This window comes from Streptomyces sp. NPDC059248 (assembly GCF_042753905.1).
Classification (GTDB): Bacteria; Actinomycetota; Actinomycetes; order Streptomycetales; family Streptomycetaceae; genus Streptomyces.
Genome location: NZ_JBHYZV010000017.1, coordinates 1 through 24588, shown reverse-complemented (window position 1 = coordinate 24588; position 24588 = coordinate 1). Strand labels below are relative to the sequence as shown.

17 protein-coding genes are annotated in these 24588 nt (G+C 73.7%); 10 read left to right on the top strand and 7 right to left on the bottom strand.

The window, feature by feature from the left end; all coding sequences use genetic code 11:
• Window positions 1-107: 107 nt before the first annotated feature.
• The gene (locus tag ACFXG1_RS09795) at window positions 108-2666 is read right to left on the bottom strand and encodes a serine hydrolase (RefSeq protein WP_384741930.1); all 2559 of its coding nucleotides are present in this window, start codon (window positions 2664-2666) and stop codon (window positions 108-110) included.
• Window positions 2667-2960: 294 nt separating this feature from the next.
• Between ACFXG1_RS09795 and ACFXG1_RS09790 the strand changes: the two genes are divergently transcribed.
• The 3 genes from ACFXG1_RS09790 (at window position 2961) to ACFXG1_RS09780 (ending at window position 5544) form a co-directional block, all read left to right on the top strand.
• The gene (locus ACFXG1_RS09790; RefSeq protein WP_384708959.1) at window positions 2961-3692 is read left to right on the top strand and encodes a GPP34 family phosphoprotein; all 732 of its coding nucleotides are present in this window, start codon (window positions 2961-2963) and stop codon (window positions 3690-3692) included.
• A gap of 420 nt (window positions 3693-4112) precedes the next feature.
• Entirely contained in the window at window positions 4113-4976 is an 864-nt protein-coding gene (locus tag ACFXG1_RS09785; protein ID WP_384708957.1) for a helix-turn-helix domain-containing protein, read from the top strand.
• 358 nt (window positions 4977-5334) lie between these two features.
• Window positions 5335-5544: a DUF397 domain-containing protein gene (locus ACFXG1_RS09780; protein ID WP_384708954.1), complete on the top strand. Its 210-nt coding sequence runs from the start codon at window positions 5335-5337 to the stop codon at window positions 5542-5544.
• A gap of 216 nt (window positions 5545-5760) precedes the next feature.
• Here ACFXG1_RS09780 and ACFXG1_RS09775 read toward each other — a convergent pair whose 3' ends face one another.
• Window positions 5761-6594: a hypothetical protein gene (locus ACFXG1_RS09775; RefSeq protein ID WP_384722387.1), complete on the bottom strand. Its 834-nt coding sequence runs from the start codon at window positions 6592-6594 to the stop codon at window positions 5761-5763.
• 79 nt (window positions 6595-6673) lie between these two features.
• On the opposite strand from ACFXG1_RS09775, the gene ACFXG1_RS09770 reads away from it, so the two are divergent.
• Entirely contained in the window at window positions 6674-7456 is a 783-nt protein-coding gene (locus tag ACFXG1_RS09770) for an SDR family oxidoreductase (protein ID WP_384722390.1), read from the top strand.
• 183 nt (window positions 7457-7639) lie between these two features.
• Here the strand turns inward: ACFXG1_RS09770 and ACFXG1_RS09765 are convergent, their stop codons facing one another.
• Window positions 7640-8932 (bottom strand): response regulator transcription factor, encoded by a 1293-nt coding sequence (locus ACFXG1_RS09765; protein ID WP_384741927.1) that lies wholly within the window; start codon window positions 8930-8932, stop codon window positions 7640-7642.
• A gap of 175 nt (window positions 8933-9107) precedes the next feature.
• Here ACFXG1_RS09765 and ACFXG1_RS09760 point away from each other — a divergent pair, with 175 nt between their 5' ends.
• The 3 genes from ACFXG1_RS09760 (at window position 9108) to ACFXG1_RS09750 (ending at window position 13198) form a co-directional block, all read left to right on the top strand.
• Entirely contained in the window at window positions 9108-10520 is a 1413-nt protein-coding gene (locus tag ACFXG1_RS09760; protein ID WP_384741925.1) for an MFS transporter, read from the top strand.
• A gap of 136 nt (window positions 10521-10656) precedes the next feature.
• Window positions 10657-10974: a hypothetical protein gene (locus ACFXG1_RS09755; protein WP_384741923.1), complete on the top strand. Its 318-nt coding sequence runs from the start codon at window positions 10657-10659 to the stop codon at window positions 10972-10974.
• Between the two features lie 304 nt (window positions 10975-11278).
• Window positions 11279-13198, top strand: a complete 1920-nt coding sequence (locus ACFXG1_RS09750) for a protein-arginine deiminase domain-containing protein (RefSeq protein WP_384741921.1) — start codon at window positions 11279-11281, stop codon at window positions 13196-13198.
• Between the two features lie 223 nt (window positions 13199-13421).
• On the opposite strand, the gene ACFXG1_RS09745 is transcribed toward ACFXG1_RS09750, so the two are convergent.
• The gene (locus ACFXG1_RS09745) at window positions 13422-14054 is read right to left on the bottom strand and encodes a response regulator (protein ID WP_384720867.1); all 633 of its coding nucleotides are present in this window, start codon (window positions 14052-14054) and stop codon (window positions 13422-13424) included.
• A complete protein-coding gene (locus ACFXG1_RS09740) occupies window positions 14054-15523 on the bottom strand; it encodes a sensor histidine kinase (RefSeq protein WP_384720864.1) in 1470 nt (489 codons plus the stop codon). Before ACFXG1_RS09740 ends, ACFXG1_RS09745 begins: the two co-directional genes overlap by 1 nt.
• A gap of 134 nt (window positions 15524-15657) precedes the next feature.
• Here ACFXG1_RS09740 and ACFXG1_RS09735 point away from each other — a divergent pair, with 134 nt between their 5' ends.
• Both ACFXG1_RS09735 and ACFXG1_RS09730 read left to right on the top strand, forming a co-directional pair.
• Window positions 15658-16485 (top strand): ABC transporter ATP-binding protein, encoded by an 828-nt coding sequence (locus ACFXG1_RS09735; protein WP_384720861.1) that lies wholly within the window; start codon window positions 15658-15660, stop codon window positions 16483-16485.
• Complete coding sequence (locus tag ACFXG1_RS09730; protein ID WP_384741919.1) at window positions 16479-19058, top strand: FtsX-like permease family protein; 2580 nt, start codon at window positions 16479-16481, stop codon at window positions 19056-19058. The genes ACFXG1_RS09735 and ACFXG1_RS09730 overlap by 7 nt, the downstream gene beginning before the upstream one ends.
• Here the strand turns inward: ACFXG1_RS09730 and ACFXG1_RS09725 are convergent.
• Complete coding sequence (locus ACFXG1_RS09725; RefSeq protein WP_384719073.1) at window positions 19023-20129, bottom strand: ADP-ribosylglycohydrolase family protein; 1107 nt, start codon at window positions 20127-20129, stop codon at window positions 19023-19025. The two genes, ACFXG1_RS09730 and ACFXG1_RS09725, sit on opposite strands and share 36 nt — an antisense overlap.
• 127 nt (window positions 20130-20256) lie before the next feature.
• Complete coding sequence (locus ACFXG1_RS09720; RefSeq protein WP_384741917.1) at window positions 20257-23037, bottom strand: tetratricopeptide repeat protein; 2781 nt, start codon at window positions 23035-23037, stop codon at window positions 20257-20259.
• A gap of 214 nt (window positions 23038-23251) precedes the next feature.
• Between ACFXG1_RS09720 and ACFXG1_RS09715 the strand changes: the two genes are divergently transcribed.
• Window positions 23252-24445 carry an epoxide hydrolase family protein gene (locus tag ACFXG1_RS09715; RefSeq protein ID WP_384707964.1) on the top strand — a complete coding sequence of 398 codons (1194 nt, stop codon included), beginning with the start codon at window positions 23252-23254 and terminating at the stop codon, window positions 24443-24445.
• Window positions 24446-24588 lie beyond the last annotated feature (143 nt).

Genomic DNA, 24588 nt, shown 5'->3' with positions numbered 1-24588 from the left:
TTGCCGGATGGTACGTACCAATCGGTCAGGGCTGGGGGACGCTAACACAGGAGGCGCCCCGGAAACCCGGGACGCCCCCTTGATCGTTCTCGCTCGTACGCGCCGGGTCAGCCCAGGCGGGTCAGCTTGTCGACGACACCGGGCTCGGCCAGGTTCTCCCGCAGCGCGACCGGGACGGTCTCCTTCGCCGGGCCGGAGAGGACCGACAGCTCACCGATCACATCGCCCGCGTTGCCGGAGCGCGGCAGATCGCCCTTGCCCATGCTCAGCTCCAGCTTGATCTCCAGACCGCCCCAGCCGATCGCCTTCAGATCGCGGGTCGCCACGACCGGCACCCGGCCGCCGAGACCGTTGTCGAGGTAGCCGACGGCCTGGCCCTTCTTGACGACCGTGGCCCCGGCCATCCCCGTACGGGTCGCCTCGATCATCTTGACGCTGTAGTCGATGGCCTTCTGGGTCTTCTGGTACGGCGAGTCACCGTCGCCGGCGTTCATCGCGATGCCGTTGATCCGGTAGTACGTCCCGCCGATCTCCTTCACGAACGACCACAGCAGATTGCCGCCCGCCGGGGTGGACGAGCCCGTCTTGATGCCGTCGACACCGTCGAGCAGCAGCGCCCGGTCGTTGCCGTTGCGAATGGGCTCACTGCCGGGAATGTCGACGTTCGTGGTGTTGGTGATGTCCCGCAGCACCTTGTTGTTCATGACCGCCTCGGCCAGCTTGAGCTGGTCGGCGGGGGTGGAGACGGTGGTCTTCTTGAAGCCGCTCGGGTCCGTGTAGACCGTGTCGTGCATCCCGAGGTCCTTGGCGGCGTCGTTCATCTTCTTGACGAACGCGGCCTCGGAACCGGCGTTCCAGCGGGCGAGGAGCCGGGCGGTGTTGTTGCCGGACTTGATCATCGTGAGCTGGAGCAGCTGCTTCAGGCTGTATTTCTGCCCCTCCGAGACCCTGGCGACGGACTCGTTCTCCCAGTTCCCGGACTCCTTGGCCGCCTGGTGGTCGATGGTGATCCTGGGCCCTTCCTCGCCCTCCTTCAGGGGCCGGTCGCGGAGGATGACGTACGCCGTCATGGCCTTGGCGACGCTCGCGGTCGGGGCCACCGCCTGCGAGCCGTACGTGCCGATCGTGCCGACGCCCTCGACGGCGACGGCGCCCTGGCCGTCGGTCGGGAAGGGCAGGGTCAGCTTGGCGCCCTTGAAGGTGAAGGTGGGCTTCGCGGAGAGTTCGAGCGCCGGGGCCGGGAGCGGGCGCATGATCTGGGCCACCGCGCCGACCACGGCGAGCAGCACGACCAGCGGGGTCCAGATCTTGAACCGGCGGGCCACCTTCCGCATCGGGGTGGGCGGCGTGTTCGTCAGCTCGGCGAGCAGGTCCATCGGCGGCAGCGGCGGTACGGGCTGCTGCCGGGTCAGCTCGGCCTCGGCGAGCGGGGCGGCGGGCGCCGGGGCCGCGGGCGCGGCGGGCGCGGGAGCGGCCTCGGGCGCCTTGCCCGGCGCGGGCTCACGAACGGCGGGCCCGGCGGGCGCCGGGGGCTTCTGGTCGGTGCTCCGCAGGGGGACGAACGTGCTGGCCTTCTTCGCGCCGTCGCCGTCTCCGTCTCTGTCGCCCTGGCGGCTCTCGCTGTCCTTGCCGTCGTCGCCGGCCTCGGAGCCACGGCCCTTGCCGGTGTCGACCGGGTCGGATTCCGGGCGGGGCGCGGGCGGCAGCTTCAGGGCCGTGGTGGGGCTGTCACCGGCGGGCGAGGGCGCGGGAACGGCGGCGGAGCGCTTGCGCAAGGGGGTGAAGACGGCGGTCGGGGTGTCCTGGCCTTCACCCTCCCCGTCCTCCCCGTCCTTCTTATCGGCCTTGTCGGCCTCGTCGGCTTCCTTGCCTTCGCCCTCGGCGGCGTCGGTCTTCTTGTCCGCGTCCGCGTCCGCGTGCTCGACGTCGTCGCCGTGAGCCTCGGCGTCCTCGGTGTCCTCGGCGTCCTTCTCGTCTTTGCCGGAGTTGCTGTTGTGATCGTTCTTGTCGGTCCCGGCAGCGCTGTCCGATGCGTCGTCCGTGTCGTCCGCGTCGTCCGTGTCGCCCCGGACGCCCGGTATCTCTCCCGAGCCGGCCCCGGGCTCCTCGCCCTCGGTGTCGCTCTTCGCGTCGGCACGGGAGGCGCTCGGAGCGCCCTCAGAGGCTTCAGGGGCCTCCGGGGCGCCCTCGGCGGCCGGGGGCGCTTCCGGGGCGCGCGGGGGCGCCTCAGAGGCGCTCAGGGGCGGCTCGGGGAAGACGGCGGTCACTTCCGCGGTCGGGGAGTCCGCCGCGGCGGCGAGCACACGCCGCCCGGCCGCCACGGCCTCCGCCTCCGCGTCGCGCTCCTCTTCATCGCCGTCCCCGCCCCGATCGCCCTCGGCGTCGGCGTCGGCGTCCGTCGCGTCCGCCTCGTCCGACCCGGCCACCCTCTTGCCGGTGTCGCCGGTGTCGCCGGTGCCGTCGGCGCTCTCGGCGTTGTCGGTGTCGTCTGCTTCGTCGGCGTCCGGCTCGGGCGGCAGGGTGAAGACCGCCGTCGGCTCGTCGACGCGGACGGCCGACACGGCGAGCCGAGGGTCATGCTCACCCGTAGTCGTCGCCCCCGACGACTTCCGCTGCTCCGACTTGTCGGGGGACTCGCCCGCCACCGTGCCTCCTCGATGAACCATGAACGTCGATCGTGCCGCTGTCGCCTTCGACCGATCTGTCCCCCGGCACACCCGGCGGACGATCCTGTGGAAGATCCAGCAGAAGATCCTTCAGAAATACAGGCGGCAGGTACGCTCCGCCCAACCGGGGCCCGTGTTGTCCGAACCATCTCTCAGTGTCCTGTGTGAGAACACGTCCCCCGCCCCTAGACGAGAACGACATACCTATCGGTTCCCGTACAAAGCACTCAGGCACTCTCGACAGACCAATGTGAGAGGGGTCACCCTGTCATTCATCCACGCGGGGAGGCATGGATGGGCAGGAGCCGCAGAACACTTCCGGAAGAGTTGCTGCTGCTCGCTCTGGACCCGACCACGGGTACCACAGCGCAGCCGCAGTCGCTCGACCTCGGCCTTGCCGGAGCACAGCTAGTGGAGCTGGCTCTGGCGGGACGGATAGCCCCGGACGGGGATCGTATCGCCGTGGTGATGCCACGGCCGACAGGAGATCCGACATTGGACTCCGCACTGGAGTTGCTGCGACGCCGCGGCAGCCCGGTACGGGCGGTCAACTGGATCGGCGGGCCCCGGCTGGGACTTCGCCAGATCTATCTCGCGCATCTGGAGCGGTGCGGCATGGTCCACGCCGTCGCCGGCCAGATGTGCGGCGTGCTGCCGACGACTCGCTACCAGGCGACGGACACGGCGATCAGCCGGGACATCAGAACCCGGCTGGACAGCGCGATCCGTACCGGCGTACCGCCGGATCCACGGACCGCGGCGCTCGCCGCGCTGGCCCATGCGGTCGGCCTCGGCAAGCATCTGTACCCGGGCAACGAGGGCCGCTCGTCGCGGTCCCGGCTGCGGGATCTGATCAGGCACGACCCGATGGGCGGCCTCGTGGCGCACGCCGTGATGGACGTCCAGAACGGGGCGGCGGCGCAACCGCGCCGTGCTCCGGGCGCGGCGGGCGGCGGTGGCAGGCAGAACGCGAGTGTCGCGATGCCGCAGCGCCGTTCCGGAATGGCACGGGTCGTCGCACACTGACCCGCGCCCCGCCCCACCCCGCGTGTGACGCCGCGTCGCACGCGGACCACGGCACCACACCGGTGCCGTGACGCACCGCCACCGGTGCCCGTATCAGGACGGGCACCCGTACGACCCGCTGCACCGTCCCGCACGCGCCCGAGGGCGCGGCGGGAACACCGTACGCACCGCTTGTGACGGGTTCCGCGCCGGACCCCCGACGACCGGTACGGGAGCCGCGCGGGAATGCGCGGGACGCGCCGAAGGCCGTCCCGCGCATTCCCCTGCCCGCGTACAGGCCCCCCTTTCCGCCGCCGTGCCGCGGCGCGCTTTTATCGCACCGGGTATGCGTGTGGCCAATTCCCCCCGCAAGCGCCGCCATCGGTGGCAATCTGCTGAGCAGTAGATACGCACGGCAACTTCAGTCGGAGGTGCTGATCCATGGCATCCAACGTAAATCCCACCGTCAGGCGCCGCCGTTTGGGCCAGGAGCTGCGCCGGCTCAGGGAACACAGAGGAATGACGGCGGAGGAGGTGGCGGACCGTCTTCTCGTCTCCCAGTCGAAGATCAGTCGTCTGGAGAACGGCCGCCGGTCCATCAGTCAACGGGACGTCCGCGATCTGTGCGGGGTGTACGAGGTCGAGGACCAGCGGATCGTGGATTCGCTGATGCAGATGGCGAAGGACTCCCGCCAGCAGGGCTGGTGGCACGCGTTCGGGGATATCCCGTACAGCGTCTACATCGGTCTGGAGACCGATGCCGCCAATCTGCGGGTGTACGAGCCGCAGATCGTGCCGGGTCTGCTCCAGACCCGGGCGTACGCGGAGATCGTGGTCGCGGGCGCGGCCCCGGAGAACAGTCAGGCGGAGGTGGACAAGCGGGTCAACGTCCGGATCCGCCGCCAGCACCGGGTCACCGACACCGATCAGCCGCTGCGGCTGTGGGCGGTGATCGACGAGGCGGTTCTGCGCCGGGTGATCGGCAGCCCGCTGGTGATGCGGGAGCAGTTGGAGTATCTGATCGAGATGGGCCAGCTCCCGCATGTGACCGTGCAGGTGCTGCCGTTCGAGATGGGCGCCCACCCGGGGATCAACGGGCAGTACGCGATCCTGGAGTTTCCCGACGCGGCGGACTCCAGCGTCGTCTATATCGAGGGTGTGACCAGCGATCTGTATCTGGAGAAGGGCCCGGACGTCCAGAAGTACATCGTCATGTACGAGCACCTGAGGGCGCAGGCGCTGGGCGCCGAGCAGTCGCGGACCTTCATCGAGAACCTGGCGAAGCAGTACGCGCGCGAGGTGTGACGGGATCGCGGCCCGGACGGGTAAAGAACGGCCAATGGCGGCGCATGAAGATGCGCCGCACCGTATGACGGTGGACCGCGGCGCATGACGGCGCGAACCACATGAAATGCGGCACCCGATTCGAGGAGACGGCAAGGTACATCTCCTCAGCGCTTCATGGAAGGGTCGGATGGAATATGCCATCCGACCGAGTGAATGCCTGCCCCGCGTCCCGGCTCCGGCGAGTAGCGTCGAAGACGTCAACGATTCACCAACAAAGCACCAACCAACCGTCAACGGAGGGCCGGGAGGCATCGCTTCCCGGGTGCGTTGTGGTGCTCGGTCCCTTACTGCCGGAACTGCTGAAGCGGGAGCCAACATGGCCATCATCCAGGGCGCCACGGACACGTGGACCAAGTCCTCGTACTCCGGAGGAAACGGTGCTTGCGTCGAGGTGAAGTCCCCCGTCGTGGCCGAGATCGCCGTCCGGGACTCCAAGGTCCCCGCCGGTCCTCGGATCACGTTCGTCCCCGGCGCGTGGAACGTGTTCGTCACCGAGGCCGGCCGGGGCGCCTTCTCGGCGGGCTGACCCCGCCGAAAGCCTCGAACGTCCCGGGCGCCGTCCACGGCGCCATGAGTCAAGAGCCCTCTCGACTGGTCCGCCGTCCCGGCCGAGGGGGCTCGGCCCTGTCTCCCGCTCCCCCGTCGCCGACCGTCCGGGTCCCTCCCCGCTCGCGGGGTTCCGGGCGTACGACCGCGGGAGGCGGGGCCCTCGGCGGCGTACGGCATCAACGGCGTACGGGGGTCATCTCAGCTGGTCCGCGTAGCGGTCCGTACCCGGGACCGTGGGGATGAACGGCGCCATCAGCTCGACCCGGCCGAGACCGGAGGCGGCGACCCTGTCACCGAGGCCGGCGTATCGCGCCTCCCACTCCTCGCGGGGATCCCGCTCAAGGAACCACAGCAGGGTGAGCCGGGTGTCGACCCCCTCGACCTGCTTGACGTAGGTCATCCGGTCGCCGGGCAGCGGGGTCGGCCGGAAGACGGTCACCATGGCGGCCGGTGAGGCCGCGAGTTCCTTCGGCAGATGGCGCGAGCGCAGCCACTCCAGCAGTTCGGCGCGCTGTTCGGGGCCTTCCGTGTCGACGACTTCGAGGATCAGCCCCCGGTAGGGGTGGTCGAGGGCGTGGTGGTCGCGGGGCCCGGCGGCGCCGTCCCGGTAGACCGTCGCCAGCCGGTCCTGGAAGGCGGTGAGGACATGCGTACGGTGGTGGTAGACGCGGCCGTCGCGGTTGAGCCGCCGGTTGATGCCGACGGTCCACCTCATGTGTTCGGCGTAGCGGCCCTCGGTGATCCAGTAGGTGGAGAGATAGCAGCCCGCCGTCACCGGCCTGGCGACGGCCGAATCGGCCGGGTAGCGCAGGAGTTGGAGCTCGCGGGTGGCGACCCAGCGCCGTCCGGCGTAGATCCACGGCATGGCCATCGCCCCGGCGATGTAGTGGTCGTCCTCGTACCAGCGGTTGTAGCCGTGCTCATGGCCCGGGTCCGGTTCGACCATGGTGATCAGGGCATGGCCGGGACGGACGCCGTACGGTCCGGCCGAGGCCAGCTCGGCGTAGGCGTCGGCATTGCTGCTCATCGGTCCCCTTCCCCACTCCGGCGGACCCCTCTACCCTGACGGTCCGTCAGATGATTGGCCAGAGCCGGGAGGGGTCGGGATGCTGCTCCAGGAGAGGACCGTGGTCGTGTCGGGGGTCGGTCCCGGGCTCGGGCACCGGATCGCGGCGGCGGTGGTCCGTGAGGGCGGCCGGGCCGTGCTGGGCGCGCGGACGGCGGACCGGCTCGCGGCGTCGGCGGCGGAGATCGACCCTGAGGGGAGCCGGACGGCCCATCTGAGGACCGACATCACGGACGAGGACCAGTGCGCGGCGCTGGCGGCGCTGGCCGTGGAGCGGTTCGGGCGGATCGACGCGGTGGTCCACGTCGCGGCCTGGGACAGCTACTTCGGCGGGGTCGCGGACGCCGACTTCGACAGCTGGCGCCGGATGCTCGACATCAATCTGCTGGGCACCCTGCGGATGACCCGGGCCTGTCTCCCGGCGCTGCGGAAGCGCGGCGGCTCGGTGGTCGTCATCGGTACGCAGTCGGCGGTGGCGGCGCCCTCACAGGTGCGGCAGACCGCGTACGCGGCCTCGAAAGGTGCGCTGACCTCGGCCGTGTACTCGATGGCGCGGGAGCTGGGTCCTGACCGGATCCGGGTGAACACGGTCCTCCCGGGGTGGATGTGGGGGCCGCCGGTGGAGGCGTACGTCCGGTTCACCGCGGAGACGGAGGGCGTACCGGAGGCGGACGTCCTGGGCCGGCTGACCGAGCGGATGGCGCTGCCGGACCTCGCGACCGACGGGGACGTCGCCGACGCGGCGGTCTTCCTCGCCTCCGACCGGGCACGCGCGATCACGGGCCAGTCGCTGCTGGTGAACGCGGGCGAGCTGATGCGCTGACGCCCGCCCGTACGCATCACGGGCCGGTGATCTCGTACGGCGCCGGCGCCGGGGCGCCCGGCACGAACAGCTTTCTGACGAGGGGCGCGAGGAGACCGGACGCGATACGGACGGTGACGGCTGAGGCATCCATAGCGCGATGCTAGCCAACTCCACTTCGTCCCATCCGAGTTATCCACAGGCTCAAGGGGCGGCGCGGTGCCCCAGGTAGAGCAGGCCGACCAGCTCGCCGCGCGACGCGGTCCCGGTCTTCTCGAACACCGCCTTCACATGGTCACGGACGGTGTGCGGGGAGAGCCCGAGTTCGGTCGCGATGGCTCCCGTGGGCAGTCCGCGCGCGATCCGGGTGGTGACCTCCAGCTCCCGCTCCGAGAGGCCGTACGCGTCGGCGATCAGCGGCAGGACGTCCGAGGGGCGGGCGTCCTCGACCACGACCGCCGTCCCCGAGCCGGGCGCGGAACCGGGTCCGGCACCGGGTCCGTTACCGGGACCTGCGAGGGCGGTGGCGTGGGCGGTGAGCCAGCGGCCGTCGCGGGTGCGGAGCCGGACCCGGACCGGTCCGTGTCCGGCGCGGGTCCTGGCGATCAGGCCCCGCAGCCACGCGGGCACCCCCGGCCCACCGGGTCCGGACGGCTGGGCCGGGGCGGCCGGGACCCGGTCGAGGTGGTGCCGGGCGGTGTCGTCGGCGAAGACCAGGGCGCCCGAGGCGTCGAAGAGGAGGAGACCGGGCGCGGTTCCGGGGTCGTACGCGGGAACGGCCTCCCGGTCGTGCGCGGGAGCCGCGTCGGGGCCGGACGCGGGCGTCGCGGGCGTCGGCCGCCCGTGAAGGCCGGTATCGCCGGGGGGTTCCGGCGTGCGCGGGACCGCGTACGCGCGCAGCCGCCGGGCGAGCGGGACGACGAGGGACGCGGCGAACGCGGTATCGGCGGCGCCGAACACGGGCCGCCCCTCGGCGCGGAAGAGGCTGACCGTGGCCTGGGGGCGGCCGTCGAGCGCCAGCACCATCCGCAGTTCGTCACCGAGGCCGCGGGCGCGCAGGAACCCCCCGTACACGGAGCCGCGTTCGGGCTCGCCGCCGGTCGACTCCCACAGTCCGGCGACGGGTACGGGCCGCCGCGCGAGGTCGGGGAAGCGGTTGACCCGTTCGGCGAACAGCTCGACGTCCCAGTAGGCCGCACAGCCGTCCGCGTCGGCGTTCTCGGTGTGGACGGGGGCGGTCATGATGCCGGTCTCGGGATCCGTGGCCCGCCAGACGGCGGCGTCGTACGGCAGCAGTCGGCGCAGCCGCGCGGAGACTTCGGCGAACAGGGCCAGCGGATGCGGGGCGCGCTCGGCCCGGCGGAGCAACTCGGCGCGGGCCGCGGCGGGGACGGGGCGGCGGTGCTCGCGCGCGGGGCGGGACCGGGTGGCGTGCGGTGGCTCGCCGGGCCCGCGGCCCGTCGTGTCGTACGGGGCGGGTGCGGGCGGTCGGCGCACGGCGGCCCTCCGGTTCGTCGCGGGGCCGCAAGGGCGCCCGGTAACGGGAACCCGCCCGGGGGCCGCGGCTATTCCCGGACCGGACCCGCCCCCCTCAATCGGGGGATGGGAACGCGCTTCTGCGGCCCGGAGACTCCCCGTACCCCTTTCCCCGCCTCCCGGAGGTCTGTTCGTCGTGTCCACACAGCCCCTCAGCCCCTCCCCCTCCACCCTTTCCCGTGCGGATACGGGGCCGGTCTCCACCGGTGTCCGGATCGGCGCGCTGTTCGGGCCCGCGATCTTCGGGGTGACGGCCGCCGGGGTGGCCCTCCCCGATGTCGCCCGCTCCCTGGACGCGGGCCCGTCCGCCGCGGCCTGGGTGCTGAGCGCGCACGCGCTGGCGCTCGGCGTCGGTACGGCGCTCGCGGGCCGGATCGCGGACGCCCGCGGTATTCGTACGGTCCTGCTGCTGGGCGCGCTGGCCCTGGTGGCCGGTACGGCGCTCTGTCTGACGGCGCCCGGGATCGAGACCCTGGTCGCGGGCCGGTTCGTGCTCGCGGCGGGCTCCGGTGCCCTCTCGGCGGCGGCCCTCGCACTCACGGCGGCGGCCGCGCCGGAGCGCCGGGCGGCGGTCATCGCGGTGTTCGGGGCGACGATGGCCGTGTTCACGGCCGGGGCGACACTGGCGGGCGGGCTGGTCACGGAGTGGCTCGGCTGGCGGGCGACAGTGGTCCTGCCGGTGCTCCAGCTGCTCGCCGTCCTCTTCGTCCTGCCCCTGCTCCCCCGGCGCGCGCCGGGCGGCGCGAACGGCGCGTCGCGGGCCGTGGACCCGATGGGCGCGCTGCTGCTGGCCGTCACGGCGGGCACGCTCCTGATCCTGGTCCAGTCGTCGGGCCTGGCGCTGTCCGCGGGCACGGTGACGGCCGTCGCGGTCCTGCTGGTGGCGGCGGGCGCCGTACTGGTGCGGCGGACGATCCGGCGTCCTGACGGCTTCGTACCGCGGGCCGTGGTGACGGATCCGGTGTTCGTGCTGGCCGCGATCACGGGCGCGGCGGTGTACGCGGGTCTGTTCGGCGTCGTGTACGCGGTACCGCGCCTGCTGGTGGCCGACTTCGGCTGGAGCGTGACGGAGATCGGGACCCGGCTGCTGCCGGGCGCGGTGCTCGGCGTGGTCCTGGCCAGGTTCGCGGGCGCGGCGCTCGCCCGCGGTGGCGCGCGGCGGGCGCTCCGCGTCCTGGCGGCGGCCTCGGTCTGCGGGGCGGCTCTGCTCGTCGTGGTGGCCCCGGCGGGCGGCACACCGGTGTGGGCGGTGGCGGGTGCGTCGTTCGGCTTCGCGGCGATGTCCGTGACGCAGGTGGTGGCGACGGGACTGCTCACGGCCCGGCTGGCACCGCGCAGCCGGGGCGGCGCGCTCGCCCTGCTGAACCTCGCGTTCTTCACCGGCGGCGGTGTCGGCTCCGCCTTGGCGGGCACCCTGGCCGACTCGCTGGATCCGGCCGGGGTCGTCGCGGTGACGGCCGTCTTCCCGCTGGTCGCGGCGGTGCTGGCGGTCCTGCTGGGACGGGCGGTGGGCGTCCCGGACATGTCCGGGACGGCGGAGACCCGTTGAACGGCGCTCCGGGTCCTGTCCACACTCGCCGTGTGCCGCCCGGTCCGAAGGACCGGACCGGCACGGCGGAGCGGCATCACACGGCGGCGGGACCACGCCGCCATGCCCTCCGGCCACCAAGGGGGAATGGTTCATCATGAAGCGTCTGCTCGCCGGTGTCACCGCCGTCGTGGCCACCGCGGGGCTCGGACTCGCCGGTTCGACGGAGGCGTCCGCCGCGTCCGTCACGTCCGGTCCGCCGCCGGCCGCGTCCGGTCCGCCGCCCGCCGGGCCGCGGGTGGCCGGCGTGTCCGGCTCTCCGGGGGCGTCGGCGCCCTGGGTGCTCTACGACCGGTACTCCACGATGTCCGCATGTGTCAGCGTCGGTTCGAAGGGCGAGTTCCACGGCCGGTGGCGCACCTGGGACTGCGTCGACAACCGGCCCGTCGACGTCCAGTTGTGGGTGCAGTACTAGGCCGTGTCCGTCCGGGTGCCGTCCCGCCGGGCGGCACCCGGCGCACGACCGGGGCGAGTCCGGGATCCGTCCGCCTCCCCGCGCCGTTCCCGGCCCGGCCCGGCCCGTACCCCGGCTCGACCGGCCCCTGTCATCCGGATCCCGTCCGGTAGATCGAAGACCCAAGGGTCCGAAATCTGCATAGAAGACACCATGAACCGTACGAAACACGCCCCGTTTCGGCGTGAAATCGAACAACCGTGAACGTGTTTGCGCCCTCATCCCTCTACCGTGGCGACCGAAGATCACCACGAAGGGATTACCCGTGCGCATCATCCACCGCAGACGCGCCGCGCTCGTCGTGTCCGCGGCCACCGTCCTGCTGACCACCGGCACCGTGGCGGCGCCCGTACACGCGGCGGGTCCGCCGACCGCCGATCTCCGCGCCGATGTCGACCGCGACGGCTCGGTGGACGTCACCGGTGCCACCGACACCGTGGGCGAGGACACCTGGAGCACCGCCCGTGGGGCGGTCTTCCTTCCCAATATCGACGACGACACCAAGCGCTGCCCGACCACCGGGCCGCGCGGCCGACCGCTTCCCGACGGGCGGCTCGCGAGCTGCAACGACGCCCAGGACGCGATCGTCAACGGGGCGGACGACGCGGCCGATCTGGCACGGCTGCGTACGGTGCCGATGCCGGACCTGGCCGCGAACGCGACCGGCCGGATCGAGGTCGTCTCCGGGGTCAGCCGTACCCGGCTGCACATCAAGCGGGCCGGCAAGTGGAGCCTCGTCCTGCCGGGTCAGAAGCTGACCGCGGCCGAACTCCGCGACGGGGTCGAGCTGGGCATCGAGGGCCGCGACATCATCCGCGACCGGGCCGTCTGGGACGGCCGGGCCGTCGTCCGGCTCTCCGTCACCTCCGACGGCCGGACCACCAGCGACGACGTCACCCTGCGGCTCGCCCCGCTGCTGACGCACCACCACGTGCAGCAGACCCAGCAGGTCCTCGTCACCAAGGTCAAGGGCACCGACCCCGGTTCCCGCGCCCAGCAGAAGTTCGTCAGCGACCTGGCCGAGCACACCAAGGCGGCGAACCTGCCCGCGCCCCGGACCCTCGACGGCGGCTCCTACAACGACATCTGGACGCAGGACTTCTTCGAGCCCGGTTACACCAGCATGACCGGGCCCGGCGGACAGCGCCAGACGCTCCGGATCATGATCCGGTCCGTCCAGTCCTCGTGGCGTGACGCGGGCCGGGAGGTCTTCACCAAGCTGCGCGGCCCCGGGACGGGCGCGGTCCAGCTGGCCGAAGCCGCCGACGGCGGGGGCACGCTGGACTCCATGGGCAACCTGGAGACCATCCCGCCCTACACCCACAACGGGCAGTCGTTCCCGGCGGGGCGGATCATCCAGGGCCAGTTCCCGGCGACGGGCGAGAAGCCCGCCAAGTCGCTGCGGACCATGCTGGCGTCGCAGGGCATGCAGAGCCCGCTGCTGCTGGACACCGGCTGGCTGCACGTCGGACACGTCGACGAGTTCGTGCAGTTCCTGCCCGCGGACACCCCGCGCGGCTGGCGGATGGCGGTGGCCGACCCGGAGGCGGGTCTCCAGCTGCTGAAGGACGCCAAGGCGGCCGGTCACGGCGGGAAGCGGCTGTTCTCCCGCCCGGGCGGGACCCATCCCGTGCCGAAGGACACCATCGACCAGACGCTGGCCTCGTCGCGGCACGCCGAGGACAACGCCCTGGCGGCGCGGAAGATCGCGGAGAGCGTCGAGATCCTGAAGCGCGAGACCGGTGTCACCGACGCCGAGATCGTCAAGGTCCCGGCCCTCTACAGCCGGGCGAGCAAGTGGCCCGGGGTCTCCGCCACCGACGGCTCCCGGCTGTCGCGGACGGGCTCGCCGGACGCGTTCATGGACATCCGGGGGAAGGCCCCCGCGAAGTCCGGCGCCAAGGCGCGCAGCTCGGCCGCGGCTCCCGAGCCGACGAGCGCGTGGATACCCGGCGCGATCAACGGTCTGCTGCTGAACGACAACCGCTATGTCGCACCGAAGCAGTGGGGCCCGGTCATCGACGGGAAGGACATCTTCACCACGGCGGTGACCTCGGCCTACGAAAAGGCGGGGATGAAGATCTCGTACATCGACGACTACTACCCGTACCACCTGGGCAGCGGCGAGGTGCACTGCGGCACCAATACGCTGCGGGACGCCTCGGCCGCCTGGTGGGGCCGCTGACGGTCCCGGGACCGCGGCCGTAGCCCGACCGGCTGTGACCGTACGCGTCGGAAGGCCAGGGCGTGATCTCCGGTGATCGCCCTGGCCGGCGCGGGTGCCCCCGGCACCCGAACGGTCCCTTCGGAGAGGCCCACCATGCCGAATCCGTCCGCGTGTTACGCGGTCCCGCTGGTTCCCGTCGTCGCGGCGACGGGTGTGGCCGGTACGCCGGGCCGGGCCCGGTCTACGCCCGCAGGAACGCCAGGACGGCGAGCACCCTGCGATGCGAGTCGTCGGCGGGCGGCAGGTCGAGCTTGGTGAGGATGCTGCCGATGTGCTTGCCGACGGCCGCGTCCGAGACCACCAGTTCCCGGGCGATCGCCCCGTTGGACCGGCCCTGGGCGACCAAGGCGAGCACTTCCCGCTCCCGTGGTGTCAGCCGCTCCAGCGGATCCCGGCGGCGGCGCAGCAACTGCCGTACGACCTCCGGGTCGACGACCGTGCCGCCGTCCGCGACCTTCCCCAGCGCTTCGACGAACTCCTCGACATGTCCCACCCGGTCCTTGAGCAGATATCCCACTCCCGTTCCGTCGCCCGAGTCCAGCAACTCCACCGCGTAGGACCGCTGGACGTACTGGCTGAGCACCAGGACGGGCAGCCCCGGGCGCCGCTCCCGCAGCAGCACCGCGGCGCGCAGGCCCTCGTCGGTCTGGCCGGGGGGCATCCGCACATCGGTGACGACGACGTCGGGCCCGTGCTCGGCGACCGCCGCGACCAGGGCGTCCGCGTCGCCGACAGCGGCCACCACCTGGTGACCGCAGCGGCTCAGCAGGCCCGTCAGACCGTCGCGGAGGAGCACGCTGTCCTCGGCCAGCACTACCCGGAGGGGTCGGTCCACTCGCAAGGTATCTCCACACGCAGCAGGGTCGGTCCGCCGGGCGGGCTGGACACGGAGAGTCTGCCATCGAGGACCGAGACCCGGTCCGCTAGCCCGGTGAGACCCGTCCCGCCCGGCTCCTTCCGTCCGCTCCCCGTCCCGCACCCCGCACCCGAAGCCATCACCGCCGCCGCGTCCGCCACCGAGACCCGCGCCGACGACACACCGTCCCGCGGAACCCGCGCCGCCTCCGCCGAGGCCCGCGCCGCCACCGGCCGCCGCCGGGTATCCGCCCGGGCGTCCGCGACCATGTCGGCGCCGCCGTGCCCGTCGTCCCGTATCTCCAGCCAGAGCCGGTCCGCCCGGTGTCCCCCGGTGATCCGAGCGCGCTCCGCCCCGCTGTGCCGGTCCACATTGGCCAGCGCCTCGCAGACGACGAAGTAGGCGGCGGCCTCCACCGACTGCGGCAGCCGCCCCGGCAGGTCCAGCACGACCTCCACCGGCACGGCGGACCGGTCGGCGGCGTCCGCCACCGCGGCCGCGAGACCGTAGTCCGTCAGGACCTTGGGGTGGATCCCGTGGATCAGCTCCCGCAGCTCCGCCAGGACAAGACCGGCTTCCTTGTGCGCCAGCGCCAACTGGTCGGCGAGCGGGCCCGGCGGGGCGTCCAGCCGGGCCAGCCCCAGCGTCATGGTCAGGGCGACCAGCCGCTGCTGGGCGCCGTCGTGGAGGTCCCGCTCGATGCGGCGCCGCTCGGCTTCGAAGGCGTCGACCAGCCGGACCCGGGAGCGGCTCAGCTCGGCGACCCGCGCGTCCAGTCCGGCCGCCTCCCGCCGCCGGGGCCCCAGCAGCACCCGGGCCGCTTCCGCGCGGACCGCCGCGTACGCCCCCAGGGCGTACAACGCGGCCGCCAGCAGCAGCACTCCGACGACGGCGATCCCGAAGGTCGCGGGCCACGAGGTGACCAGCCACACCTTCAGGACCCGCGCTTCGGCACCACCACCGGCGGTCGCCATCAGCACCGGTGTCGCGACGAGCGACGCGGGCAGCCCGATCGCCACCGTCACCACCAGGGCGTCCAGCGGCCACAACACCCCCGCGAACAGCACCGTGTACACCAGCTCGCGCCAGGTCGCCCGCTCGCGGAACCGTGTCCGCACCCAGGCCCACAGCCCGGGCTCCCCCGGCTCCTCGTGCGGATCGGCCACCGGCCCGCCGCCGGTCAGTGCCAGCCGCCGCCGCTCGATCCGGCCCACCGGCAGCCCGATCAGCCCCAGCGCCGCCGCCAGCGGCAGACCCACGACCGCGACCGTGCCCGAGACCGCGACCACGAACCCGAGGGCGCAGCCGACCAGCACGACCGCACCGACCGGGACGCCGGTGACGACGTACAGCACGGCGCGCCACGGCCGGGCGGAACGGAGATAGCCGCGCCGGCCCAACGCCTGCCACAGATCACGGGAGTACACGCACTCCACGGTAGAAGCCCCCACCGACACCCCACCAGCCCTGTGGACAGACCCCGGGAGGTAGGGCAGGCCCTACCCCGGAACTCGGTCCCGCCTTCCTGTGCGCGGGCCCCGACGACGGTTGGCTGAACCGCATGAGCACCACGACGACCAGCACGAACACACCTCGATGCGGTTCCGGCGCGGGGACGGGGGCGGGCTCGGCGGCGGCCGACGATCCCACCGCCGTCACCCTGCTGTCGGTCACCCGGATCCACGAGACCGGTCACGGCGCCGTCGGTGCCGTCACCGCACTCCACGACATCACCCTCCGTTTCCCCCGCGGCAGCTTCACCGCCGTCATGGGCCCCTCCGGCTCCGGCAAGTCGACCCTGCTCCAGTGCGCCGCCGGGCTCGACCGCCCGACATCCGGCCGGGTCCTCGTCGGCGGCACCGAACTCACCGGCCTCGGCGAGCGGCGCCTCACCCTGCTGCGCCGTGAGCGGATCGGCTTCGTCTTCCAGTCCTTCAACCTCCTCCCGGCCCTGACGGCCGAACAGAACGTGGCCCTGCCCCTGCGTCTGGCGGGCCGCCGCCCGGGGAAGGCCCTGGTCCGGGAGGCGCTCGCCCGGGTCGGCCTCGCGGACCGCGCCCGGCACCGGCCCGCCGAACTCTCCGGCGGCCAGCAGCAACGTGTCGCGCTCGCCCGCGCGCTGGTCACCCGGCCCGATGTCCTCTTCGGCGACGAGCCCACCGGCGCACTCGACTCGCGGACCGGCCGACAGGTGCTGACCCTGCTGCGGCGGGCCGTCGACGCCGACGGCCGGACCGTGGTGATGGTGACCCACGACCCGGTGGCCGCCTCCTTCGCCGACCGGGTGGTGTTCCTCGCCGACGGCCGGCTCGCGGGCGAACTCGACGCACCCGAACCGGCGTCGGTGGCGATCCGGATGGCCCGTCTCGCGGAGGCGGCGCCGTGCTGAGCGCCGCCCTGCGCACCCTGCGGCTGCACTGGGCCGCCTTCGCGGGAGCCTTCGTCGCCCTGGCCCTCGGTACCGGGCTGATCGCCACGACCGGTCTGGCCCTGGCGTCGAGCCTCGACGCCCCCGCGCAGGCCCCGGAGCGGTTCGCGGACGCCCCGGCGGTCGTCCGCCCGGCCGGCGAGGTGTCCGTCCCGACCCCGGTCGGAGTCCGTACGGCGCCCCTCGCCCACCCCAGGGCCGTGACCCCCGCCGAACTCGCCCGTCTCGCCGCCATCGGCCCGACCGTGCCGGACCGTTCCTTCCCCGTCCGCGCCGATGGCGGCCCGCCGGGCCTGGTGGGCCACCCCTGGTCCACGGCGGCCTTCGCGCCCTACGTCCTGACGGCGGGCCGGGCGCCCGAGCGGACGGGCGAGGTGGTGGTGACCGGCGACTGGACCCGGCCGGGCGCGGTGCTGCGTACCGCGCGAGGACAGTTCACGGTCGTCGGCACCGCGGGCGACCTCGGCTTCGAGAACGCCGTCTTCCTCACCGACCGGCAGGCCGCCGAGCTGTCGCCCCGGGTGGACCAAGTGGTCGTCTCCGCGCCCCGGGACCGCGTCCTGGCGGCAATCGCGCCGACCCGCGCCGACCGCGGATCCCCCACTCCCCTGCGGCTGCTCACCGGCCCCGACCGCAGGCACGCCGACCCCGACCCGGACCGGGACGCCGACGCCCTCGTCACCGTGAACGCCCTGCTCGGCACGGCCGCCGGGATGACGGGCTTCGTCTCCGTCCTCGTCACGGCCGCCGCCTTCTCCTTCGCCGTGACGCTGCGCCGCCGGGAGTTCGCCCTGCTGCGGACGGCCGGGGCCACCCCGGGCCGGATCCGCCGTACGGTACTGACCGAGGCGCTGGCCGTGGGCACGGTCGCGGCGGCGGCCGGCTGCGCCCTCGGCGACCGGGGCGCCCCGCTGCTGATCCGGTATCTGGTGGCGAACGGGCTCGCGCCCCCCTGGTTCACGCTCACCCCGGCCGGGTGGCCGTATCACGTCGCCTTCTGGACGGGCCTGCTGGCCGCGCTCGCCGGCGGGGCCGGGGCGGCATGGCGGGCGGGCCGCACCGGCCCCCTGGAGGCGCTTCGCGACGCGTCGGCCGACCGCCGCCGTCCGACGTCCCGGACCCGGCTCACCGCGGGCGCCGTCCTGCTGCTCGCCGCCGTCGGAACGGCGGTGTACGCCCTGTTCACCGACCCCGGCGACCTGCTGCACCGCAAGACGTACACCAGCCGCCCGCTCCTGCTGATCGCCGAAGCCGTCCTGCTGCTCCCGCTCCTCGTCCGGCCGCTCACCCGGCTGCTCACCGCCCTGCCCGCGCGGCTGCCGGGCGCCAGCGGTCTGCTCGTCCGGGAGAACGTATCGGCACAGACCGGGCGTACGGCGGCGATCGCGGCCCCCGTCCTGGTGACCGTCGCCCTCGCGGGCTCCCTCCTGGGCACCACGACCGCCGTCCGCGAGGCCGAGACGGCGGAGCTGAGGGCCCGTACCACCGCCGACTTCGTCATCACCGCCACCGGCCCGGACGGTCTGGACCAGGCGGCGGTCGACCGGTTCCGGGCCGTACCCGGCGTACGGATCTCCCCCTCGGCCTCGTCGGCGGTCTTCGTCCTGGAGGAGGGCACGGCCCTGATCCGGTCCGACGCCCGCGCCGTCGAACCGGGCGGACTCGCCGCCACCACCCGGCCGCCGCTCGTCGCGGGCGACATCCGCGACCTCGACGACCGGTCGATCGTCGTCAACGACGAGTGGGCCCGGCACCGGGTCGGCGACACGGTCACCGTCCTGCGCGGCGACGGCTCGCCCGCCGCCCTGCGGATCGCCGCCGTCATGCCGACGGGCACCGGCGGCAACGGTGTGTACGTGACCCCGCGCAACGCCCCCGGCGCCGTCGTCGACCGGATCGACGTCGCTCTGGGCCCCGGCACCGACCGGGCGGCGGCGGAGGCGGCACTGCGGCGGGCCGCCGCCGGGCGGCCGGGCGCGGGGTTGGCGGGCGCCGGGTTCGCCGACGCGGGGTTGGCGGACGCCGGGTTCGCGGAGGCGACGGTGCGCACCCGGGCCGAGTGGATCGCCACGACCGTTCCGGCGCCCGACCGGCGGACGACGGCGGGCTACACGGTGGTCCTCGGTATCGCCCTCTTCCATACGGCGATCGCGCTCGCCAACACCCTGCTGATGGCCGCCCCGGGCCGCGCCCGGGAACTGGCGCTCCTGCGTATGACGGGGGCGAGCCGTCCACAACTGGTCCGGCTCGCGGTCGCGGAGGCCCTGACGGCGGTCGTCGTCGGCGCGGTCGCGGGAGCGGCCGTGGTCGCCCTCCATCTCGCCTCGATTCACGGCGCGCTCGCCGTCCTGCGGGTACCGCCGACACCGCCGGCCCTGCCCTGGGAGGTCATCGGCGCGGCTACGGCGGCGTGCGCGCTGATCGCGACGGTCTGCGCGCTGATTTCGGCAACGACGCCCGCCGGGGGCCGTCCTGTCCGGCCCCGCAGGGGCGGTTCCCTAGGCGCGCGGGTAGCGGGTGAGCCAGGCCGGTGAGGAGGTGGTGGGGCCGTGGAGGGCCGGGCCCTGGGTCATCTCCATGGCGAAGTCGTCGGCGAGTTCGAGCACGGTCGGCCGGCCCTCCAGCTCGGCCAGCCACCCCGGGGGGAGCGCCGTCTCGCCGTGCAGGGCGCCGAGGAGCGCGCCGGTGAGGGCGGCGGTCGTCTGGGACGGGCCGTCGTGGTTGACGGCGAGGCGCAGACCGTGGCGGATGTCCTCGGCGACCAGCGCGCAGTAGAGCGCGATCGCCAGAGTCGACTCGGCGTCGTGGCCGTCGCCGAGGGCCGCGACCCGGTCGGGGCCCGGCACACCCTGGCGTACGGCTCCGAGCGCCTCCTTCAGGCCGTCGGTGACGGGCTCGTGGCCGGGGCGGGCCGCGATCAGGGTGACGGCCCGCTCCACCGCCGTCTCCAGCGTCTCGCCGCGCGCCAGGCCGTGGACGATCACGGCGTAGGCGCCCGCCGCGAGACAGGCCGCCGGATGGCCGTGGGTCTGGGCGGCGCACTCGACCGCCAGCTGACAGACCAGTTGCGGCTCCCAGCCGACGAGCAGGCCGAACGGTGCCGAGCGGGCGAGCGCGCCGCCGTCGCGCGCGGTCGGGTTCTTGGGGGCGTCGAGTGTGCCCATGATGTCGTCGCCGAGGCCGGTCAGGCTGGCCTTGGACGGGTTCCTGCGGGCGTAGAGCCACTCCTCGCACGCCAGCCAGCCGTTGTCCTTACGGCGCTCGTCGGGCCCCCAGTCGCGTTGGGTGGCCGCCCAGCGCAGATAGGCGCGGTGGACGTCGGTCGGCGGATGCCAGGCGCCGGTGTCCCGGCGGACCTGGGCGCGGATCAGCCCGTCGACGGTGAACAGGGTCAGCTGGGTCACGGCGGTGACGGCACCCCGGCGGCCGTGGGCCGGGACGAGGTCGGTGACCCCGTCGGGGCCGTGCGTCTCGTGGATCGCGGCCGTCCCGAGCCCGGCGACTCCCGCCCCGAGGGCGTCTCCGATGGCGGCGCCGAGCAGGGCGCCGCGTACCCGGGAACGGAAATCCTGCTGCTCCGCACGTCCCCAGACGCCTGTCGCCATCGCACTCACCCCGCGTCTCCTTCGACGTCGTCCTCGACCTGTCCGGCCGGGGCGGTGCCTCTGACAGCCCGCCCGGCGCAGCACTGTAATCGAACGATCGGGTCGGGAGCCTCCGGAGCGTTCCGGCTCACGCTCCTGAGCCCCTGTCCGCTCCCGTGAGCCCATGGACGAGAGCACGCGCCTCCGGTATAGCGGCGAGCGCCGGTTCCGCCAGTACGGCGAGGGCGTTGTCGCCGTCCCCGAGGCCGACCAGCCGCCTTATGTCGTCGAGCGCGCCGCCGGTGTCGCCGAGCGCGAGCCGGGTCACGGCCCGGATCCGATGGGCGGCACGGTTCCCCGCGTGCTCACCGGTGTCGTGGCCGATCGCGGTGTCGCAGTCGGCGATGGCCTTGTCGAGATCGCCCCGTTCCCGGTGGATGTCGGCGCGGCGCAACAGAGCACCGGTGTATACGGGGTTGATGCCGAGCGCCCGGTCCAGATCGGCCAGCGCCGTATCGGTGTCGCCCCGCTCGTGGTGGATCTCGGCGCGGCGCAGCAGCGCCCAGATGTAGCCGGGGTCGAGTCGGAGGGCGTGGCCGAGGTCGGCGAGCGCCGTATCGGTCCGGCCGAGGGTGTGGTGGGCCATGGCACGGCTGCCGAAGGCCCAGGCGTACTCGGGGTCCAGCTCGATCGCCCGGTCGAAGAGGGTCACGGCCTCCTCGCAGCGGTCGAGGCGGCGGAGTTGTTCGCCGTGGGCGCCGACGGCCCACGGCACATCGGGGGCGGCCTCGTGGGCTGCGGCGACATCGGTGAGGGCGCCTTCGCCGTCGCCGAGGGCGTTTCTCACCTCGGCGCGCATCCGCAGCGCCCACACATAGCGGGGGCGGGCCGCTATGGCCCGGTCGAAGCCGGTCAGCGCCTCGTCGTGGCGGCCCAGTTTGTAGTGGGCGTAGGCGGCGCTGGCGATGGTCGACATCCGGTCCGGGGCGCTCTCCAGTACCCGGGCGTACTCGGTGAGGGCCTCCTCGTATCGGCCGCCGACGCGGTAGGTCTCGCCGAGTTCATGACGGGTTTCGACCGCGTCGTCGCCGAGGGCGATCGCGAGCCGGTAGTCCGCCAGCGCCTCGTCGAACAGGGCGAGTCGCCGCTGGTCGCGGGCGCGGACCAGGAGGGCGCGGCGGCGGGTGGTGTCATCGGCCTCGGCCCGGCCGAGGACCACGCCGATCAGGGCGACGGCCAGCCGTGATTCGTCCTCGACGGCGGCCAGGCACTGCGCGCCCAGCTCGCGCAGGGCGGCGTCGTCGGTGTCGGCGCCCGCGTCGGCGAGCGCCCCCGCCCACCGGCGGGCGGCGGTGACGGACTCGTCGGCGGCGAGCACGCCGTCCGCGAGGGCGGTGGGCAGCGCCGTACGGGGCCGGGCGCACAGCCGGTGGTACGTCTCCTCGATCCGGGCCGCCCGCCAGGATTCGACGGCCCACAGGCCGTCCGTACGGGCGTCGTCGCCCGCTTCCTCGTCGGCCCAGGCCGCGAAGGCGTCGGCGAGCCGGGTGTGGGCGGCCCGCCAGCGCTGCGGGGAGCGGTTGCGCTGGAGACGGAGCATCGGGTCGCGTACGACGTCGTGGTAGCGGGCCCGGCCGCCCCGGTCGCTGACGAAGGGCTGTCGGCCCAGCCAGTCGAACAGGGCTGCCGCCTCGGGGTCTTCGGGCGGGGCCGGGTCCGCGTCGGCGGGGGCCCGGCCGACGGCGACGAGCAGGATGTCCTCGTTGAGCAGGCGGGGCAGCGCGCCGTTGAGGGCGGCGGCGCGGCGGGCCGGGTCGGTCTCCCAGCGGAGGAAGCGTTCGACGGCGGTGGCGCTGGGGTCGGTCACCCCGTCGGGCCGCCCCGCGTTCTCGGCGAGCATGGACACCAGGACGGGCAGCCTGCCGGAGAGCCGCAGGACGTCCCGTACGACGTCCTCGTCGACGACCTCCTTCGCCGTGAGGAGCAGGCGGGCCTCGGCGTCGGTGAAGGGGCTGAGGGGGATATCGGTGACGAGGCCCGCGTGGTCGGCCCAGACGGCGGGGTCGGGGGCGCGCTGGCCGGAGGTGGTGACGACGGTCCCTTCGGGGAGGGCGCCGTAGTGCTCCTCGGCGACGAGCCTGCGCAGCCATGGGTCGAGGAAGGGGCCGGTGCGTTCGTAGGTGTCGAAGAAGAGGGCGATCCGGCGGCCCCGGGCGGCCGTCCGCACCAGCTCGGCGACGAGGACCGGGCTGAGGGCCGTCGGCGGGTCGAGCACCAGCTGCACGTCCTCGGGCTTGCCGAACCGGCGGCTGAGCGCGGACCTCAGCTCGCCCGCGTTCCCGGCGAGGCGGGCGGGGTCGAGGATCCCGGCCACGGGCAGGACGGTGCCCAGGCCGACGACCCCGATCTGGGCGGCGGTGAGCAGCGCCGGGGACGGCGGTGGGGACGGCGCCGGGCCGCCGGGCGGATCGGGCGGCGCCCCGGCGGCTCCGGGATCGGGCGGGAGCGGCGGGAGGGCGGCGGACTCGGCCTCGTACCGCCGCCGACGGTAGGTCTCCAGCAACCGCTCCAACGCCTTGAGCTGGGCGCCCTGCGCCGCGAACTGCTCGCAGATCCCGGCGAGCGCCTCGGGCACCCCGGTCACGGACTCGTCCAGCACGGCCGTGAGCGCGTCCCGTTCGCGCGCGGCCCCGGCGAACCGGCGCAGCAGGGACGACTTGCCGACGCCCGCGACGCCGTGCAGCTGGAACAGCGTGCGGTGGGCGGCGTCGTCCGTGCCGCCGTCCAGATGGTCCGTGTAGAGCCGGAGCTCCCGCTCACGCCCCACCAGCTCCATCCGCCCGGCCCCTTCCACCTCCCGCGCCTCCCGTTCCCGTTCCCGCTCCCGCGCCCGTTCCCTCGTCCCGCGTCGCAACGATCCGCCGCTCATGCGCTTCAGTCTTCCAGCCGGGCCCGAACGGCGGCAGGGGCTGTGGACAACTCCCCGACCACGCCCCGGCCACTCCCCGGCCGCCGACACTCCGCCCCCGTATAGGACCTGATTTGTCCTATACGGCTCCTACGGTCGCACCAGTCGCCGACACGAACGGGCCGACAGCTCGGGGAGAGGCCGGGGAGTCGGCGCGACACAGGAGGAGAGGGCCATGGGCACGGAGCACGGCATGAGCGCGGAGACCACGGGGACGGGCGGCACGGCCGGGAGCACGGACATCCGGCCGTTCCGGATCGACGTCCCCCGGGCCGATCTGGACGATCTGCGCGACCGGCTGGCCCGTACCCGCTGGGCCGGCCGGCTCCCGGGTGAGGCCGAGGGCGGCCGGGGCGTGCCCGTCGACGTACTCAAGGAGCTGGCCGAGTACTGGCGGGACGGCTACGACTGGCGGCGGCGCGAGGCCCGGCTGAACGAGTTCCCGCAGTTCATGACCGAGATCGACGGGCACGACATCCACTTCCTGCACATCGGGTCCCCGGAGCCCGACGCCCTGCCGCTCCTCCTCACCCACGGCTGGCCGAACTCGTTCGTGGAGTTCGCCGAGTTGATCGGACCGCTGACCGATCCGCGCGCCCACGGCGGCGACCCGGCACGGGCCTTCCACATCGTCGTCCCGTCCGTCCCCGGCTTCGGCTTCTCCGCGCCGCCGAGCACGACCGGGTGGACCACGGACCGCGTCGCCCGGATCTGGGCCGAACTGATGGGGCGGCTCGGTTACGAGCGGTACGGCGTCGAGGGCGGGGACCTCGGCGCGTACATCGCCCCGCAGGTCGCCGCGGCGGACCCCGAGCACGTCGTCGGCGTCTACGTACTCGCCGGGCTCGGCTTCCCCACCGAGGAGGACCTCCCGGAGCTGACGGAGGACGAGCGCGCGGCCTTCGCGGACATGGGCGAGCAGGAGTGGATGAACGGTGTGGACCACCATGCCCTGCTGCGGGCGGCACCGCAGACCTTCGCCTACGGCTGGCAGGACTCGCCGGTCGCGGCGCTGGCCTGGATGGCGCAGAAGTTCCGGGAGTTCAACTCCTCCGGGAAGCCGCTGGACGAGGCGATCGACCGCGATCTGTTCCTGGACAATGTGAGCCTGTACTGGTTCACGGGCACCTTTGGCACCTCGTCCTGGCCGATGTACGACTCCACGGGATTCGGCTGGCCGAAGGGGCAGAAGGCGGTACCGACCGGGGTCTACAGCGGGTCGGCGCCCGCGGTCCGCAGGCTCGCGGAGCGGGAGAACGTGATCGCCCACTGGCCGACGGACAATCCCGCGACCCACCACTTCATCGCCATGCAGGCGCCGGAGGTGCTCGCGGCGGACATGGGCGAGTTCTTCGCGAAGGTCCGCTAGACCGCGGGTCCGGGCGTCGGCCCGGGGGGCGGGTCGGGGCAGGTCCGGGGCGGGGGGGGGGGGGCCCCCCCCCCCCCCCAACCCGGGGAAGTCGGCGGGCGCGGGCGGCGCCTGCGGGCGGGGGCGGGCCCCCCCCCCCCCCC